This window comes from Bradyrhizobium sp. CB3481, from assembly GCF_029714305.1.
Classification (GTDB): Bacteria; Pseudomonadota; Alphaproteobacteria; order Rhizobiales; family Xanthobacteraceae; genus Bradyrhizobium.
Genome location: NZ_CP121647.1, coordinates 7,775,959 through 7,792,598, shown reverse-complemented (window position 1 = coordinate 7,792,598; position 16,640 = coordinate 7,775,959). Strand labels below are relative to the sequence as shown.

Sequence of the window (16,640 nt, the reverse complement as noted above, 5' to 3'; positions counted from 1 at the left end):
CCGGCCATGATTTCAAAATTCTTCATCGAACGGCCCGTTCTTTCCAACGTCATCGCCATCCTGATGATCCTGATCGGCGGCGTCTGCCTGTTCCGCCTTGCTGTCGCGCAATATCCCGAGGTCGTGCCGCCGACGGTGCAGGTGACGACCCGCTATCCCGGCGCCAGCGCGAAAACCGTGATCGATACGGTAGCGCTGCCGATCGAGCAGCAGGTCAACGGCGTCGAGGACATGCTCTACATGCAGTCCTACAGCGGCTCCGACGGTTCCTATTCGTTGACGGTGACGTTCAAGATCGGCACCGACCTCAATTTCGCGCAGGTCCTGGTACAGAACCGGGTGTCGAGCGCGCTGGCGCAGTTGCCGCAATCAGTGCAGAACCAGGGCGTCACCGTGCAGAAGAAGTCGACGGCGATCCTGCTGTTCGTGACCCTGACCTCGCCGAAATCGACCTATGACAGCCTGTTCCTTTCGAACTATGCCACCATCAATATTCGCGACGAGCTGTCGCGCCTGCCCGGCGTCGGCAACGTCACGGTGTTCGGCGCCGGCCAGTATTCGATGCGGGTCTGGCTCGACCCGAACAAGCTCTATGCGCGCAACTTGATGCCGCAGGACGTCATTTCGGCGATCCAGCAGCAGAGCCAGCAGGTCACCGCCGGACAGGTCGGCGCGCCGCCGGCGCCTGCCGGGCAGTCGTTTCAATATACGCTGAATGTCGCCGGACGGCTCGACGACGTCAGCGAGTTCGAAAACGTGATCGTCAAGACTGGCAGCAGCGGCGACGTCACGCGGGTGCGCGACGTCGGCTGGGTCGAGCTCGGCGCCCAGACCTACAGCCAGCAGTTTTCGCTGAACAACAAGCCGGCGACCGGCATCGGTGTATTCCAGTCGCCCGGCGCCAACGCGCTGGAGGTCGAGCAGGCCGTCAAGAAGAAGATGGAACAGCTGTCGAAGTCGTTCCCACAGGATGTGGTCTACGATACGCCGTTCGACACTACCAAATTCGTCTCCGAATCGATCAACGAGGTCTACAAGACGCTGATCGAGGCCGGCTTGCTTGTGCTGATCGTGATCCTGGTCTTCCTGCAGGACTGGCGCGCAATGCTGGTGCCGGCGACGACGGTGCCGGTGACGATCATCGGCGCCTTCGCGGCGATGGCGGCGCTCGGCTTCACCGTCAATATCTCGACGCTGTTTGCGATCGTACTTGCGATCGGCATCGTGGTCGATGACGCCATCGTCGTGGTCGAAGGCGCGGCCCACAATATCGAGAAGGGGATGTCCGGCCATGATGCGGCGATCAGCGCGATGGACGCGCTGTTTGCGCCGATCGTCGGCATCACGCTGGTGCTGATCTCGGTGTTCCTGCCGTCGGCGTTCCTGCCGGGATTGACGGGACGGATGTACGCCCAGTTCGCACTGGTGATCGCCGCGACCGCGCTGCTCAGCGCCATCAATGCGGCGACGCTGAAGCCGACGCAGTGCGCGCTGTGGCTGCGCCCGCCCGCGCCGCCGGAGCAGCGCAACTTCTTTTACCGTGGCTTCAACGCGGCCTATAACCGTATCGAAGCCTGGTATAGCCGGTTGATCGCCCGCCTGGTCGCGCACAGCAACGTCTCGGTGATCGGAGCGTTGATCCTGATCGCGATCGGCGGCTATGGCCTGTCGCGAGTGCCGACCGGCTTCATCCCGATCGAGGATCAGGGCTACCTCCTGGTTGCCGTACAACTGCCCGACGGTGCTTCGCTGGATCGAACCCAGCGCGTCCTGACGCGGGTCAGCGAGATCACCGGCAAGTCGCCAGGCGTCGAGCAGGTGATCACGATCGCGGGCATCTCCGCGCTCGACAATTCCTCCAGCCTTGCCAATGCCGGCGTGGCCTATCTCATTCTCAAGGAGTGGAGCGCGCGCGGGCAGGGCGAGGATCTGCGGTCGCTGTTCGTCGGCTTGAACGAAAAACTGTCGGTCATTGACGAGGCGCGCATCCTGGTGGTGCCGCCGCCGCCGATCCAGGGCATCGGCAACGCGGCGGGCTTTGCGATGCAGGTGCAGCTCCGCGACGGCAACTCCGATTTCAGCAAGCTGCAGGCGATCACCGGGGCGATCGTCGCCAATGCCGGGACGCAGAGCGCGCTGCAGCGGGTCAGTTCGCCGTTCCGCTCGATGGTGCCGCAATTCGACGTCGAGGTGGACCGCGTCAAGGCCCAGACCATGCACGTCACGACCGACCAGGTGTTCTCGACGCTGTCGTCCTACATGGGCTCGAGCTACGTCAACCAGTTCAACAAGTTCGGTCGCACCTTCCAGGTCTATGCGCAGGGTGACGCGCAATTCCGCCTGACGCCACGCGATATCGAGCGGCTGACGGTGCGCAACAGCCAGGGCGACATGATCCCGCTCGGTGCGGTGGCGAAAATCACGCCGGCGGTCGGTCCGTCGCTGATCAGCCTGTATAACCTCTATCCGTCTGCCACCATCATCGGCCTGCCGGCCACCGGCTACAGCTCAGGCCAGTCGATGACCCTGATGGAGGAGATCGCCGCCAAGACGCTGCCGCAGGGCACCGGCTTCGAGTGGACGGCGATGTCGTATCAGGAGAAGGTGGTCGGCGGCCAGATCTACTGGGCGTTCGGCCTTGCCCTGCTGCTGGTCTACCTCGTGCTGGCCGGGCAATACGAAAGCTGGTACGCGCCGATCTCGGTGATCCTCGCGGTACCGTTGTCGCTACTGGGACCGATGCTGGTGCTGACCAGCCTGCGGATCGAGAACAACCTCTACACCCAGATCGGCATTATCCTGTTGATCGCGCTGTCGGCCAAGAACGCGATCCTGATCGTCGAGGTGGCGCTGGAACTGCACGTGCGCGACCGCAAGCCGCTGCTGGAGTCCGCGGTCAACGCGGCGCGCGCCCGCTTCCGCCCGATCCTGATGACATCGTTCGCCTTCATCCTCGGCGTCGTGCCGCTGGTGCTTGCCACCGGCGCCGGCGCCAATGCGCGGAAGTCGATCGGCATCACCGTGTTTTCGGGCATGCTGGCCTCGACCTGTCTCGCCGTGCTGTTCGTGCCGACGTTCTTCGTCGTGATCCAACGGTTCGAGAACTGGCTGAAGGAGCGGAAGGCGAAGAAGGCTGGCGGGCCGACGACGCAGCGAGCCGTTGCTGACACGGGGGCAGGATCCTGACGCAGGATCGCATTCAACGATTCCCCGTAGCCAGTTGACGCTTGCGCGCCCGAAGCAGAGACCACGTTCCCCCAACACATGAGAAAGCCGCTGGATACCTCTCCAGCGGCTTTCTCATGGGACCAATGCGCCCATTTTGCCGAACGCGAGGACGCCGGGGCCGCCCGGAATCCGAAGCGCCGGCCGTCCGACAGTCAGGCGCGTTTGCTGATCGAATGACGCCCCTGATCTCCCAACTAACGCTCGTATGACGGCGGACTGCCAGGGTGCCCGCAATTCGCGAGACGGCAAGCGCTGCAAGTTGTCGCAGCAACGTCGCAGGCGGCACGGGAAGCTCAAACAGTGCGAGGTCGAAGATGCGTACGGAGCATTTCATCGCAGCAGGAGCACGGCCGGCAAGGTCCGAAGTCGTGGACGGCCCGACCGCGCAACTACTGGAGCGGAGATGGGGCGCGGTTCTCACCGCCGATGTCGTCGAATATTCACGGTTGACGAGCCTGAATGAAGAGCAAACCTATTTGCGCTACAAGGCTCATCGTCGAGAGCTGATCGATCCGATGACCGCCGAATACCGGGCCAGATTTGTGAAATCGACTGGCGACGGCATATTGGCTGAATTCGAGACGGCCCTCGACGCCGTGTGGTGCGCCATCCAGGTTCAGCAGCAGATGGTCGAACGCTGCAAGGGCGAGAGCGGCGATCGCCGAATCGTCTTCCGCATGGGACTGAGCTGCGGCAACATCATTGCCGATAAGGAAGACATCTACGGCCACGATGTCAACGTCGCGGCGCGGCTGCAAACCGTTGCGCCGGCTGGCGGAATCGCGATGACCGACAGGGTTGCCGAGTTGGTGGGCCCCAGCCTCTCGTTGCCGCTGGAAGATTTGGGAATTCAGAAATTCCGAAATATGTGCCTTCCGGTACGCGTCTTTCAGTGCCGCGTTCTGGGTGAGGTGGCTTCTTAAAATTAAATAGAATCATTGGCTTATGGCGCTTTGACGCTGAATTGATGGTGATCTGGATTCAATATCGTGAAACCGGGAGGTGGATGCCATGCACGGACTAAATCTTTCAACGATTCCCGAGATCCGGGACGGCGCGAAATTGCTGAACGCAGACGGCGACCTTGGTGGAATGCGAAATCTACTTCCGCTGCCGGCAGCCTCGATGTTTGGTGCGGGGAAAGACCCGCAGGACCTACGCAACCTGATGCGCAAACTGTCGGCGCGCATCAGCCGCGAGCCGGATTTGAGTGAGGAGAGGCCGGAGGAGGGGACGAACCCCAACCTTCCGTCGGGATATACCTACCTGCTTCAGTTCATCGCCCACGATATGGTGAACACATCTGTCTCACTTGCTGTGAGCGACGGCCGACGCTTTGGATTCCAGAACGCCAGGCAACTGCCATTGACGCTCGAAACCATTTATGGCGGCGGTCCTGACGTTTCGCCGCAGGCCTACGAGTACAGCCAGTTCTGTGCACAGTCGCGTGGTTTCATGCCGCGCACGCGATTTCGCTGCGGTCGCACGCGCAATAGAGCCGGCTCAACCGCCAATATGCCGTTTGCCGACATCGGACGCGCCGTGCCGGTCGATGTCAGGGATGATGGACTCCGCGGACGGTGCGTGCGTACCGAGGCGTTGGTCGCCGACGCTCGCAATGAGGATCAGGCGCTCATTTCCCAGATGACGCTGCTGTTTCTCCGGATGCACAACTACATCATCGACGAGCTGGACGCCGTACTTCCTCCGTCGACCGCGCCTGAGGCCTATCGAAACTTCATATGCGCGCGGTTCATTCTGGCGCTGTTGTATCGAAGGATCATCGTTAAGGACGTGCTCTATCGTCTGCTGGATCCCTCGGTTTACCGATATTATTTCCTGCCCAACATGAACAAGGACAAACTCGCCTCCGAGCAGGGCGTCCTAGATCGAATTCCGGTTGAGTTTTCGCACGGTGCGTTTCGGTTCGGACACGCAATGGTGCGAAGCCACTATGATGTGAACGGCAACGGCTTGATCGAATCCGCTCGTGCGATGCTCATCAATTCGCGGCGATCTCCCGGCTTTACTCCATTGAGCGAGGAATGGGTCGTGAAATGGGACAATTTCTTCCAGATCAACGGCGGAGGCCAGCCGAAAAATCTCAGCCGCCGGCTGCGCCCAAATTTTTCGTCGCTCGCGAGGAACGAGTTCTTCTTCGGGCCTCTCAGCAAGGAAGATGCGCCCGGGCTGCCGAACCGAGATCTCATAAGCGCCATGTTCGGACGAATCTGGTCGGTGCCCAAGCTCGTTGACGCCCTTCGCGCCAAGAAGCCCGAACTCGCCGCATTTCTACCGGCCTATGATGGGCTTGTTCCCGGCTTGACGGCCTGGCTCGAGGCCACCGGCCGGCCCGACGGCTTATCCGAACAGTTCGAGCCTGGAGACGTCGCTGAGATTGCGCAGGATCCGCCATTGCCGTTCTTTGTCCTGTATGAAGCGCACGAGAGCCACAATGGCGAGCGTCTCGGCGTGCTCGGCTCGATCATCATCGCGGAAACGATGGTGGGGGCGATGGTGAAGTATCCCCTGCAAGTCTCGAAGTGGATGTACGATCCACTTCTCCATTTGAAAGAACAATTCGAGCCGTTCGAGAGGTTGGGCGTTGGAGAGCCGGCGCTCAATAACATGCCTGAGGTCGAGACTTTCGAAGATCTTCTCACGTTCATGGAGTTGCGAGGACTCCTCGATCACGATCAATGAAAGAACCGCGGGCCAAAGGCGGTCTGCATAACCGGCAACGATGGAGGGCTGAATATGGGTACCACTCTTGAGATCGAAGACGATGTGCTTTGGGGCAAATTGGTGAAATCCTGGGCGACCGGCAAGAACTATGTCAACCCGGGCGCAGGCCCGATTGCAATTCCGCGAACACTCGATGATTTGCTCAGGACCGCCGGTGAGATCGGCCTTCGGATAACGTTTCCCGACGGAATGGTGGGATTGGCGGTGATCCAGTACAGCCCGCAAACTGTCGTGATCAAGCTGCCGCCGAAAGATATGGTCGAGGAGACCGAAGCGAAGTTGAAACAAGAAAATGCAAAATATCCGATGCCGAAGTTCTACGAGGAATTCTTCGGCGTCCCGCTCCCGCCGCTGGCCGAGGCCCAACGCTTCCAGCTTCACGCCGCGCGGATCGGAGACTATTCAATTCGGAACTGCGGCTGACCGGCGGCGTTCCGGCCGGCTCGACGCGAATGGCAGTCGTCGAGCCGTTCTGCAATTGATCCAGCCAATCGGGAAATTGGAGGGCGTGATGGGCACCAAGCTGGAGATCAGCGACGATATTCTTTGGGGCAAACTGGTGAAGTCGTGGGCCACCGGAGAAAACTATATCACACGTGACAGGCCGGCGCCTCCGATCCCCCGAACCCTCGACGAATTGCTCGCGCAGGCCGCCGAGATCGGGCTTCGAATATCGTTCCCCGACGGAATGGTGGGACTACAGATTGTTCAATACAGCCGTCAAACCGCGGTGATCAAGCTGCCGCCGAAAACCATGGTCGAAGACACCGAAGGAGAATTCGAGGCGCCGGATGCGTTCTATCCGATACCGCGGTTCTATGAAGAATTCTTCCATGCTCCATTGCCGAAAATGGACAAGGCGATGCTTCTTCAACTGCACGCCGCGCGGATTGGTGACTACTCAATTCGAAATTGCGGCTGATAAGTTTCACCATTGATGGTGAAACAAGCCATCGGTGGGCGCGCCGGCGCCGGCTATGCCGGCGCGCAGGCGTTCCCAGCTTTCGGGCATTGCGATCGGAAAGAGCTGGAGGAACCAGCGCGTCATCGCGGCTGGCGTTGCAGGCTCTTGTACCGACCACCGGCTTCGCACGACAGCGAAGAAATGCTCGAGTTCGGCGGCCGCCCGCTCCTTGCGACCCAAATGGTAGAGCGCGGCAGCTTTCCAGCCTGGGACGTTCGAATTGAGATCGCCAGCGAATTCGGCAGCGGCCACACAACCTTCATAGTCGCCGATCATGAAGCGCACCGCGGTATGGTAAGCCCACTGCAGGGGCGCAATTGTCGCCTTTCGCTGCAGCATTGAATCGACGATCTCGGCAGCTTCATTGTCGTATCCGCAAAACGCATAGCAGTTCGCCGCCGACACCAGCGTCCAGGGATCGTTGTCGTTCAATCCGTGCGCCAGCGGAATGTAGATCATTGCCTGTTCATAATGCTTTGCCATCGCGTGCGACCAGCCGAGGCAGAGCTGGCTGCGCGAATCGAGCGGGTCCAGCCGAACAGCTTCCTGCGCGTATGCGAGGGCCTGCATCGTGCGATTGGCATCCCGGGGCGTGCCGGGCTTCACGATGTGATAGGAGTTGTTCAACTGCGCAAGGCTGGAGAAAGCCGGCGCGAAATCCGGCATCAGCTGCACGACTTGCCGAAACAAATCCGCCGCATTGTTCCAGCGCTGCGGATCGAAACCGAGCAGTGTAGCTTGGCCGAACAGCCAGATATCGTACGCCTTCAGGTCGGCGACCTGCCGGCTCATGATCCTGCTCAATCGCTCTGCAGAAACATGGACGTTAAGTGCGGAAGCAATACGTCGCACCAGATTCTGTTGCGCTTGGTGCCAGTTCTCCAGAGTCAGAGTGAGGCTCTCGCTCCAGAGGTATGTACCCGTCGTTCCGTCGCGCAGTGTCAATACCAGATGAAGCGCCTTGCGCGTTTCGAACCCGCTTGCATCAAGGATGAACTCATCCTTTGGGTCCTGCAGCGGGCCGTCGGCAGGAGGGCTTGTAAAGTCGCGGATCTGCCATTCTCGAAACCGCACGAAGCAGGCGATCAATTCCCGCCGGAAACCTTGAGCCAGGTAGTCTCTCTTTGGAGCGCTGCCGGACAACACGAACGGACCCACCGACAGAATAAGCCTGGCCTCGCGGGCCGCCAGTAGCGGATCCACATTCACGCCGGGCAATGGCCCCGCTCGCGGCGGCGTGACCTCCGGCTCGTCGTCTGCCGGAACATGCGAATATACCGCAGGCGTGCTCGGCTCACCGCTGAATGGCAGTGCAGCCTTGATCTCGGCGATCAAATCTTGCGTCTGTCGGGTAGGCTCGACGTCGTAATCGGCGTCGAGGAGATCCCATAAGGTCTTGTATACCTTGAGCGCACTTCCGATCGCTCCGTCTTCCACGTGCGCCCGAATCAGATATCGGCAGGCTTCCTCGTGGGTCTGGTCGAGATTCAGTATCGCGACCGCGATATCTCGCCCGATCTCCGTGATCTTGATTTGGGCGCGCAACGCACCTTCAAAATTCCGGATCAGTTGATCGCGGATGGTCTGGCGCCTTGCCAGTACCCAAGTCTGGAACGCGGGATCGCTGCTTTCAACTTCGGCAAGGATGTCGTCCACCAAGTTTTGCTGCTTCAGCAGCAGCGGATGTGCCGACCCGCCCTCCGCGTCCTTTAGTACGTCGATCAGATCGACGCGCACTCTCGTCCGATCCAGTCCGACCACAAGCTTGTCCGTGTGGAACCCATCGAAACCGGTGGGCACAAGCGCATTGCGGATCTCGTGAAGCGCCTGGCGCAGGGAGGCCCGAGCCCGCTCTTCCGGTGCTTCGCTCCAGAACAGTCCGATTAGCCTTTCGCGGCTCTCCTGCTGAATTTCGGTTAGCGCCAGATATCCGAGCAAGGCCTTGGTCTTGCGGCTCCAAAGCTCGATTTCATGATCGTCAACATGCAATGAATATTTGCCGAGCAATTTGATCGATAAAGTGGAGCGCGTTGCGCCACTGTCATCTTTGCTTCGGTGATTTGCGCCTTGCAGCCCCATGGTCCTGCCGCGATTTGCTGCGCTGATCCCATGTTCATATCACGCCGCGCGGGGTTGTTCCATTGTGCCCCGGCTACGATATTAGCGGCGTTCCGCCCGTATACCGGCTGCCGCCGCCCCAATCCTCAAAGGCGTGCCGCATCCGGTCCGTCACGGTGTTGGACGGCATCAGCTGCAATGCGGGAGCGACTGCGCGCACCACCGGAATACCGAACTGCGGACGGGTCATGTCGATCAAGGCGGCCTCTATCCCGCATCGGGCCATCGCGCTTGCGATCGCCGGAAGCGCGGGCCCTACGACATCCGCCGGCGGCGTCAGATGGCATCCAAGCGCATGCAGCAGCGTACATTGATCGGCCTTGATCGCCGCCCCGCGTTCGAGATGGGCGCGATCCTCCGGCGGAAGATTGTCTTCGCCGTTTTCGGCTTGGCGGATTTGCGCGAGCAAGATCGCGAGCTCGGTCTGGCAAAGTTCGAGAATTGCCGCGCGCGCAGCATCCTCAAGCGATAGCCGCGCCGCTAATCCATAGGCAAGCAACTTGCCGTCTGCGTCACATGACAGAGCCGCAATGACCGGAATTCCGATGTCGGTGGTGAGATCGAGTACCCAGGACGTGCGATCTCGCGAATCTTGCCGCAAAGTTCCGATCAATTGGCGAATCTCCGTGGTCGCCGGGTGATCCAACGGCACGTCCCGCCCGCGCCGCCCGCCTATCCACCACAGGCTTGCCGCGTCGCGTTCTATCAATTCCAATAGCGCGCGTGAGGCTGCCCAATCGAATGTCGGGCCGGCTGCAACGCCAACGCTGAGTGCGGTTCGTGGCCGCAGGCGCTGCTGGCCGGGAGCGCGCCGCAGGCACCAATCGGCAGGGAGCAGAACGTCGCGACCGCCACCACGGTCGGCGTTGAAGTTGGTGTCGAACAGTTTGCCGCTGACCCAGGCAAGCGGCGTCGTTACGGGCAATGCCTGTTGGGTCATGTCCTGCCCTAGCGCGACTATTGCCGTTGGCAAGGCACGATCAGCGATCTCTGCCAGCCTTCCGAAAGCGGCGATGTCGCCGGGGCATTCGATCTGTGCGAGTCGGTCGATTCCCTCTCCTATGCAGGACACGAATGCATCCTCGAGCGTCTCTCCCGATCCGCTCAGACTGAACGAAACCTCGGTAGACCATTCTCCGCCAAATGCGCGCTTGGTCTCCGCGCCCGTGAAGCGCAGCCCGGGCGCCCATGGCGAGCGCAACAGAAACATTCGAGCCGCGAGGCTGGCGGCCTCGACGATTTTCGGACCATACTTCTCCGAGACGGAACTCAGAAGCGCGGCGCCCTGCGCGGAAGTCAAATCGACTTCCAGGAACGCAGGACGAGCTTGCATCTGCACCATGATGGCCTCGGTTCGGAACGCGGCCAATGCTATGACGGCTACGCGCCTGGACGCAACCTCGTCAAAAATCTCGCGGCTATCACAGGCAACGATCGCTCCCCTCGCTTCCCCGTCAGATGACAATAGGCCAAGCTTCCGTTCGGGTCTAACGAACACCGCTTGGTGCCGCGTCGCCCTACACCTTCACCATCCGCTTGCCGCGGTTCTCTCCGGCCAAGAGCCCGATCAACGCTTTTGGCGTGTTCTCAAAGCCGTCGATCACGTCTTCCTGCACCTTGAGCTTGCCGGAGGCGACCCAGGACTGCAGGTCCTTCAATGCCGCGGCGCTCTGGTCCATAAAGTCCATCACGATGAAGCCCTGCATGATGAGGCGCTTCACCACGATCAGGCCGGGCACGCCGCGCGGGCCGTGGGCCGACGGTGTGCCGTCATATTGCGAGATCGCGCCGCAGCAGGCGATGCGGCCGCGGTTGTTCATCAGCGACAGGCAGGCTTCGAGAATGTCGCCGCCGACATTGTCGAAATAGACGTCGATGCCCTTGGGCGCCGCCGCGCGCAGCGCCTTGAAGGTGGCGCCGTCCTTGTAGTCGACCGCGGCGTCGACGCCGAGCTCGGAGGTGAGCCACTGGCACTTGTCCTTGCCGCCAGCAATGCCGATGACGTTGCAGCCCTTGATCTTGGCGATCTGGCCGACGATCGACCCGACCGAGCCGGCAGCCGCCGAGACCACCACCGTCTCTCCCTCCTTCGGCTTGCCGACGTGCAGCAGGCCGAAATAGGCGGTGAGGCCGGCGATGCCGTAGACGCTGAGCAGATGCGTCATCGGCTCCATCCTCGGCATCTTGGTGAGATGTTTGCCTGGTACAGCCGCATAATCCTGCCAGCCGGTGTCGCCGAACACGATATCGCCCGGCGCGAGGCCGGGCGCCTTCGAGGCGACGACCTCTGCGATGCTGCCGCCCGCCATCACCGTGTTGGCCTCGACGGCGGCGCGATAGGTCGCGCCGTGCATCCAGGCACGGTTGGCGGCATCGAGCGAGATATAGCGTGTGCGCACCAGCGCCTCGCCGTCCTTCGGCTCGGGCACTGTGCCCTTGACCAGCTTGAAATGCTCAGGGCCGAGCTTGCCGGTGGGTTTCTCGACCAACAGGATCTGACGATTGACGGTGTCGCTCATGATGTTCTCCCCTCCCTATAATTTTTCTCGTGGCATTTCCGATGCAACGGACTGCGCATGAAGCGATCATCTGCACAGATTGTGCGCTGCATGAACGCTAATCGGCGTGTGCGCTTTCTACAACAGAAACATTCCCGCAACGCCGCCAAGCTCCGACGGCTGTTGCGCCGTTCCTGAAATCTGCCAAACTTACCACCGCCGGTTGCCAAGAAACGGGGGCAAGAATGTCCAACAGGTTCACGCAACTCATTCTGATCGCGATGGCGCTCGGCATCGTGATGGGCTCTGTAGTCTACAACTACATGCCCGACAGCCGCGTCGAGATCGCGGCATCCGTCAACCTGATCGCGATGCTGTTCCTGCGCCTGATCAAGATGATCATCGCACCCTTGGTGTTCGCAACCCTCGTCGGCGGCATCGCGCATATGGGAACCGGGTCCAAGCTCGGCCGCGTGTTCGCAAAGACGATGGGCTGGTTCGTCAGCGCTTCTTTCGTCTCGCTGCTGCTCGGCCTTGTCATGGTCAATCTGCTGCAGCCGGGGGCCAATTTCCCCGGCACGCTGCCCGATAAGGGCCAATCGACCGGCTTGCCGGTCTCGGCGTTCTCGATCGAAAAGTTCCTGACGCACCTGATCCCGACCTCGATCGCGGACGCGATGGCGCAGAACGAAATTCTGCAGATCGTGGTGTTTGCCGTGTTCTTCGCGGTCGCGCTCGGCGCGCTGCCCGAGCGCGCCAAGCCGATCATGGGGCTGATCGATGATCTCGCCCACATCATGCTGAAAGTGACCGGTTATGTGATGCTGTTCGCGCCGCTCGCGGTGTGGGCGGCGATCATGGCGACCGTATCGAAGAACGGCCTCGGCGTGCTGTGGAAGCTGATCGTGTTCATGGGCGGCTTCTATCTGTCGCTGATGATCCTGTGGGGCATCCTGGTCGTGGTCGGCTTCATCGCGATCGGGCCGCGATACAGCCATTTGCTGCGCCTGATCCGCGAACCGCTGATGATCGCGTTCTCCACGGCATCGTCGGAAGCCGCCTATCCGAAGACGCTGGAAGGCCTCAACCGCTTCGGCGCCTCGTCACGGATTTCGGCCTTCGTGCTGCCGCTCGGCTATTCGTTCAACCTCGACGGCACGATGATGTATTGCACCTTCGCGAGCATCTTCATCGCGCAGACCTACCATATCGACATGCCGCTCGGCACCCAGCTCGCGATGCTGGCGACGCTGATGATCACCTCCAAGGGCGTTGCCGGCGTGCCGCGCGCCTCGCTGGTGGTGATCGCCTCGACGCTCAGCCAGTTCGGCATTCCCGAGGCCGGGCTGTTGATGATTATGGGTATCGATACCTTCCTCGACATGGGACGCAGCGCCACCAACGTGATCGGCAACTCGCTGGCGACCGCCGTGGTAGCGAAATGGGAGGGCGAGCTGAAGGCGGAGCATGAGCTCGGGCCGGATGACATCGTGCCTGGCGATGCCGTTCCGGGCGATCCCGTGCCGGCTCAGTGAGGGGAGCGGTGCATGCATCAGCCCCCAAGGAAGGCAATAGCGGCGGGCGGAATGCTGCTGGCAATGTGCTTGCTGGCTACGCCGGTCGCGGCCCAGACCGCCAGCGAAGGACTTAGCCCCACGCTTGCCAACATCAAGCGGGCGCATGTCGTGCGTCTCGGCTATCGCGAGAGCTCGCCGCCATTCTCGTTCCTGGATCAGGCGGGCCGGCCGATCGGCTACAGCCTCGAACTGTGCGAGGCGATCGTCGAGGAAATCGGTGTCGAGGTCGACGACACCAATCTTAGGGTCGAATACGTCAAGGTCACCTCCGACGATCGCATTCCCGCGGTGATTGACAACAAGATCGATCTCGAATGCGGCTCGACCACGGCCAATGCCGAGCGTTCGAAGGTGGTGGCATTCTCGCCGCTGATCTTCGTCGCCGGCACCAAGCTGATGGTGCCGAAATCGTCCAGCATTGCCGCGCCGACGGACCTGAAAGGCAAGGCCGTGGTGGTGACGAAGGGCACCACCAATGAACAGGCGATGCACACGATCGACAAGAAGTTCTCGCTCGGCCTGAGCATCGTGACCTCGCCCGACCACGAGCAGTCCTACCAGATGCTGGTGGACGGCAAGGTCGACGCCTTTGCGACCGATGACATCCTGCTCTATGGCCTGATCGCGCGGCACAAAACGCAGGACAAGTTCAAGGTGACGGGGGAGTATCTGTCCTACGATCCCTACGGCATCATGTTCCGCAAGGGTGAGCCGCAGCTGAAGGCCGTGGTCGAGCGCACCTTCCGCAAGCTCGGCTCGGGCCGCGACCTCGTCCCGCTCTACAACAAATGGTTCGTGGGCCGGCTGCCGACCGGCGAACGGCTGGGCGTGCCGATCTCGCTGCAGCTCGAAGAGGCGTTCAAGGCGCTCGACGATACGCAGGGGTCGAGCAATTAGAAGCTCTTGAGGAATACCGGCCTTGTCCCGGGCATCCACGTCTTTCGCAGCATAAGAAAGCAGGCGTGGATGGCCGGGACAAGCCCGGCCATGACGGAAGGACTGTCAGAAAAAATCCAGCTCTTCCATGCGGCCGCCCTTGGCGACAGTCGCGTATTCGATCGCCAGAAAGAGTCCGCCGGCCACATACACCCTTCGCTTTTGTGCCCTCGCCATCTCCTGCGACAGCCGCACGGCGTCCGCCATTGTCGCGCCGACATGAACGTTTGCGGTCGGATTTCCGCGGCGCGCGGCGGCGGCGATCGCCTGCGGGTCGGCGCCCTTGTGATGGGCCGCCGTGCAGATGATGGTGTCGAAGGCGGGCGCTAGCGCGCCGGCGATTTCGTCGGCCTTCTTGTCGCGCGAGGTGCCGGTGACGAGAATCCAGCCGCCGGGACCATGGGTCGCAATCAGGCCTCGGAGGGCCTGCCGGATGCCGTCGGGCGTGTGGCCAACGTCGATCACAGTAAGCGGCTCGCGCTGGATGATCTCGAGGCGGCCGGGCCAGCGTACGTTACGCAAGCCACTGCGGATCGCCGCTTCGGCGTCGCCGGCGGCCCTCCTTGGTTGGTTACCTTGCAGCCATAGCAGGAACAGCGTGATGGCAATGGCGGCATTGTTGACCTGAAAGGCGCCGGGCAGGTTAAGCTCGACGTGCTCAAACTGCCGATCGCCGAATCCGTAATCGAAATGTTGTGCCGATGGGGACCGCGTCTCGTTGCCGATAGCGACCTCGTCGCGAACGAACAGCGGCGTGCGCCCCGGCCCGCGGTTGAATTCGGCGAGGTGCGCCCGCAACGGTCGGCAGTTCTCGCCATAGATGATCGTGCCACCGGCGGCACAGGCGTCGCTCTTGTCTGAGGCGATCAGCTCCAGCGAATGTCCGAGCAGCGCGACATGCTCGTAATCAACCGAAGTGACACAGGTCGTGCGCGCACCGACCAGGCGCACCGGATCGTAGCGGCCGCCGATGCCGGCCTCGAACACGATGAAATCGCATTGGCTATCCTGAAAGTGCAGGCAGGCGAGCGCGAACAACGCTTCGAACGCGCCGAATTTCTCGCCGCGCCTGGCGAGGTCGGCGATGGCGGCTTCGACCTGTCGCTTGAGAGGGGTGAGGGCGCCGTCATCGATCTCGATGCCGCCAACCTGAATCCGCTCGTTGAAGCGGAAGAGATGCGGCGAGGTGAAGAGGCCGGTGCGCTGGCCGTACGCATGGCCAATGGCGGCGCACATCGCGGCCGTGCTGCCCTTGCCGTTCGATCCCGTTACCACGACCGAATTGCGCTGCAGCCAGGCGCGGTCGATCGCCAGCGTGTCCAGCAGCGCTGCCAGTCGCGCGAGGCAGATCCCGTCGCCATACTTGGGCAGGTCGAACATCACAACAGACCCATCGCGGAAAAGGTGTGATGCCAGATTCTTAAGATAAGGTCGCCACGACCAGAATCTTCCAGGAGCCGGATCGATGGATTGGAATTGACCTCGATGATTTCGATCGCATCCGGCTCGCCGCCGATGTCGACGAACAGGTCAATGGCCGCGACGCGGAGCCCGATCGCGCGGGCGGCCTGCCGCGCCAGGGTGACGGCATTTTCGGATGGCGCGTCTGCCAGCACCATCGTGCCGCCCGCACTCAGATTCATCCGTCCGGGAATCTCACGGCGCTCGCCTTTGGCCGGCACGACATCGAGCGATGGATCGTCGGCCGACCGCGAGACGGGCGAGAGGCCGCGCGCGCGCAGGGCGTCGTTGTGGGCGGTGAGGAGCTCGCGCATCGTGCGCACGCCATCACCCGTAACCTGTGGCGGATATTTTCGCGCGCAATAGAGCGGCTCGTCGTCGAGCAGGAAGATGCGATATTCGATGCCTTCGACGATCGGCTGGATCAGGACCGCGTCGTAATACTTCATCACGTCGTCGAGATAGCGAACAAGCGCAGCTTCGCCGTGTACGGCCTGCGCGAAATCGCCGCGCGATCCCGTCAGCGGCTTGAGGAAGGCCGATCCGCCCAGCGTCCTGAAACAGGCGATCGCATCGCGGCGTTCATGTCCTGTCGGCCGATGCGCACGGTGGCGCTCGTGCAGGAAAAAATATTCGCCGCCCAAGGCCGGCACGCCGGCCTCTCGCAAGATTCTGCTCGCAAACGACTTGTCGGATGCCAGCGTCGAGGCGGTCGCGCTGTTCTGCGGATACCAGGAGCAGCGGCCGGCGCCGAAATGAACCAGCCTGTCGCGCGAGGCGATGCTGAACAGCAACCCCGATCCGCTATCGAGATCGCAAAACGTTAGCCCAAATTCGGCGCAGGCAAATTCCGCATAGACCGCCTGGTCCGGATAAAAGCCCGGTTTTCCCGTTCGAAACTTTTTTGGGCTTCGCATGCGATCTCTTTTGAAACGTTCTTAATCGGGCGTAGTCATTTATTGCCAGATCGGCGCCAAATTCAGCAAGTTAATTACGCGAAGGTGGCGTTAACGAAGGCAATCGAACCTTTTTGCAAAATGGACCGACTGCCATTCCGAGTTATCGATTGTGCTGTAGGTCATATTGACTATGTGTGTGCCGTGCGCAAATGAA

General features: G+C 61.4%; 12 protein-coding genes. 7 read left to right on the top strand and 5 right to left on the bottom strand.

Annotated elements, in window-relative coordinates:
• Positions 1 to 6 precede the first annotated feature (6 nt).
• The 5 genes from QA643_RS37475 to QA643_RS37455 all read left to right on the top strand — a co-directional run bounded on the left by QA643_RS37475 (position 7) and on the right by QA643_RS37455 (position 6,895).
• Positions 7 to 3,186 carry a multidrug efflux RND transporter permease subunit gene (locus QA643_RS37475; protein ID WP_283030793.1) on the top strand — a complete coding sequence of 1,060 codons (3,180 nt, stop codon included), beginning with the start codon at positions 7 to 9 and terminating at the stop codon, positions 3,184 to 3,186.
• 410 nt (positions 3,187 to 3,596) lie between these two features.
• Complete coding sequence (locus QA643_RS37470; protein ID WP_283030791.1) at positions 3,597 to 4,151, top strand: adenylate/guanylate cyclase domain-containing protein; 555 nt, start codon at positions 3,597 to 3,599, stop codon at positions 4,149 to 4,151.
• Positions 4,152 to 4,239: 88 nt separating this feature from the next.
• A complete protein-coding gene (locus QA643_RS37465) occupies positions 4,240 to 5,931 on the top strand; it encodes a peroxidase family protein (RefSeq protein WP_283030789.1) in 1,692 nt (563 codons plus the stop codon).
• Between the two features lie 54 nt (positions 5,932 to 5,985).
• A complete protein-coding gene (locus tag QA643_RS37460; RefSeq protein ID WP_283030787.1) occupies positions 5,986 to 6,396 on the top strand; it encodes a hypothetical protein in 411 nt (136 codons plus the stop codon).
• Between the two features lie 88 nt (positions 6,397 to 6,484).
• Entirely contained in the window at positions 6,485 to 6,895 is a 411-nt protein-coding gene (locus tag QA643_RS37455; RefSeq protein ID WP_283030785.1) for a hypothetical protein, read from the top strand.
• Positions 6,896 to 6,901: 6 nt separating this feature from the next.
• On the opposite strand, the gene QA643_RS37450 is transcribed toward QA643_RS37455, so the two are convergent.
• The 3 genes from QA643_RS37450 to QA643_RS37440 all read right to left on the bottom strand — a co-directional run bounded on the left by QA643_RS37450 (position 6,902) and on the right by QA643_RS37440 (position 11,574).
• Positions 6,902 to 9,016: a BTAD domain-containing putative transcriptional regulator gene (locus tag QA643_RS37450; RefSeq protein ID WP_283030783.1), complete on the bottom strand. Its 2,115-nt coding sequence runs from the start codon at positions 9,014 to 9,016 to the stop codon at positions 6,902 to 6,904.
• Between the two features lie 73 nt (positions 9,017 to 9,089).
• Positions 9,090 to 10,397 (bottom strand): YcaO-like family protein, encoded by a 1,308-nt coding sequence (locus tag QA643_RS37445; protein ID WP_283030781.1) that lies wholly within the window; start codon positions 10,395 to 10,397, stop codon positions 9,090 to 9,092.
• A gap of 175 nt (positions 10,398 to 10,572) precedes the next feature.
• Positions 10,573 to 11,574: an NADP-dependent oxidoreductase gene (locus tag QA643_RS37440; RefSeq protein WP_283030779.1), complete on the bottom strand. Its 1,002-nt coding sequence runs from the start codon at positions 11,572 to 11,574 to the stop codon at positions 10,573 to 10,575.
• Positions 11,575 to 11,798: 224 nt separating this feature from the next.
• Here QA643_RS37440 and QA643_RS37435 point away from each other — a divergent pair, with 224 nt between their 5' ends.
• Both QA643_RS37435 and QA643_RS37430 read left to right on the top strand, forming a co-directional pair.
• A complete protein-coding gene (locus QA643_RS37435; RefSeq protein WP_283030778.1) occupies positions 11,799 to 13,088 on the top strand; it encodes a dicarboxylate/amino acid:cation symporter in 1,290 nt (429 codons plus the stop codon).
• Between the two features lie 12 nt (positions 13,089 to 13,100).
• On the top strand, positions 13,101 to 14,027 hold the full coding sequence (locus tag QA643_RS37430; protein ID WP_283030777.1) for an amino acid ABC transporter substrate-binding protein: 927 nt from the start codon (positions 13,101 to 13,103) through the stop codon (positions 14,025 to 14,027).
• A gap of 105 nt (positions 14,028 to 14,132) precedes the next feature.
• On the opposite strand, the gene QA643_RS37425 is transcribed toward QA643_RS37430, so the two are convergent.
• Positions 14,133 to 15,446, bottom strand: a complete 1,314-nt coding sequence (locus QA643_RS37425; protein ID WP_283030776.1) for a cyanophycin synthetase — start codon at positions 15,444 to 15,446, stop codon at positions 14,133 to 14,135.
• Positions 15,446 to 16,444, bottom strand: a complete 999-nt coding sequence (locus QA643_RS37420; RefSeq protein WP_283030775.1) for a hypothetical protein — start codon at positions 16,442 to 16,444, stop codon at positions 15,446 to 15,448. Before QA643_RS37420 ends, QA643_RS37425 begins: the two co-directional genes overlap by 1 nt.
• Positions 16,445 to 16,640 lie beyond the last annotated feature (196 nt).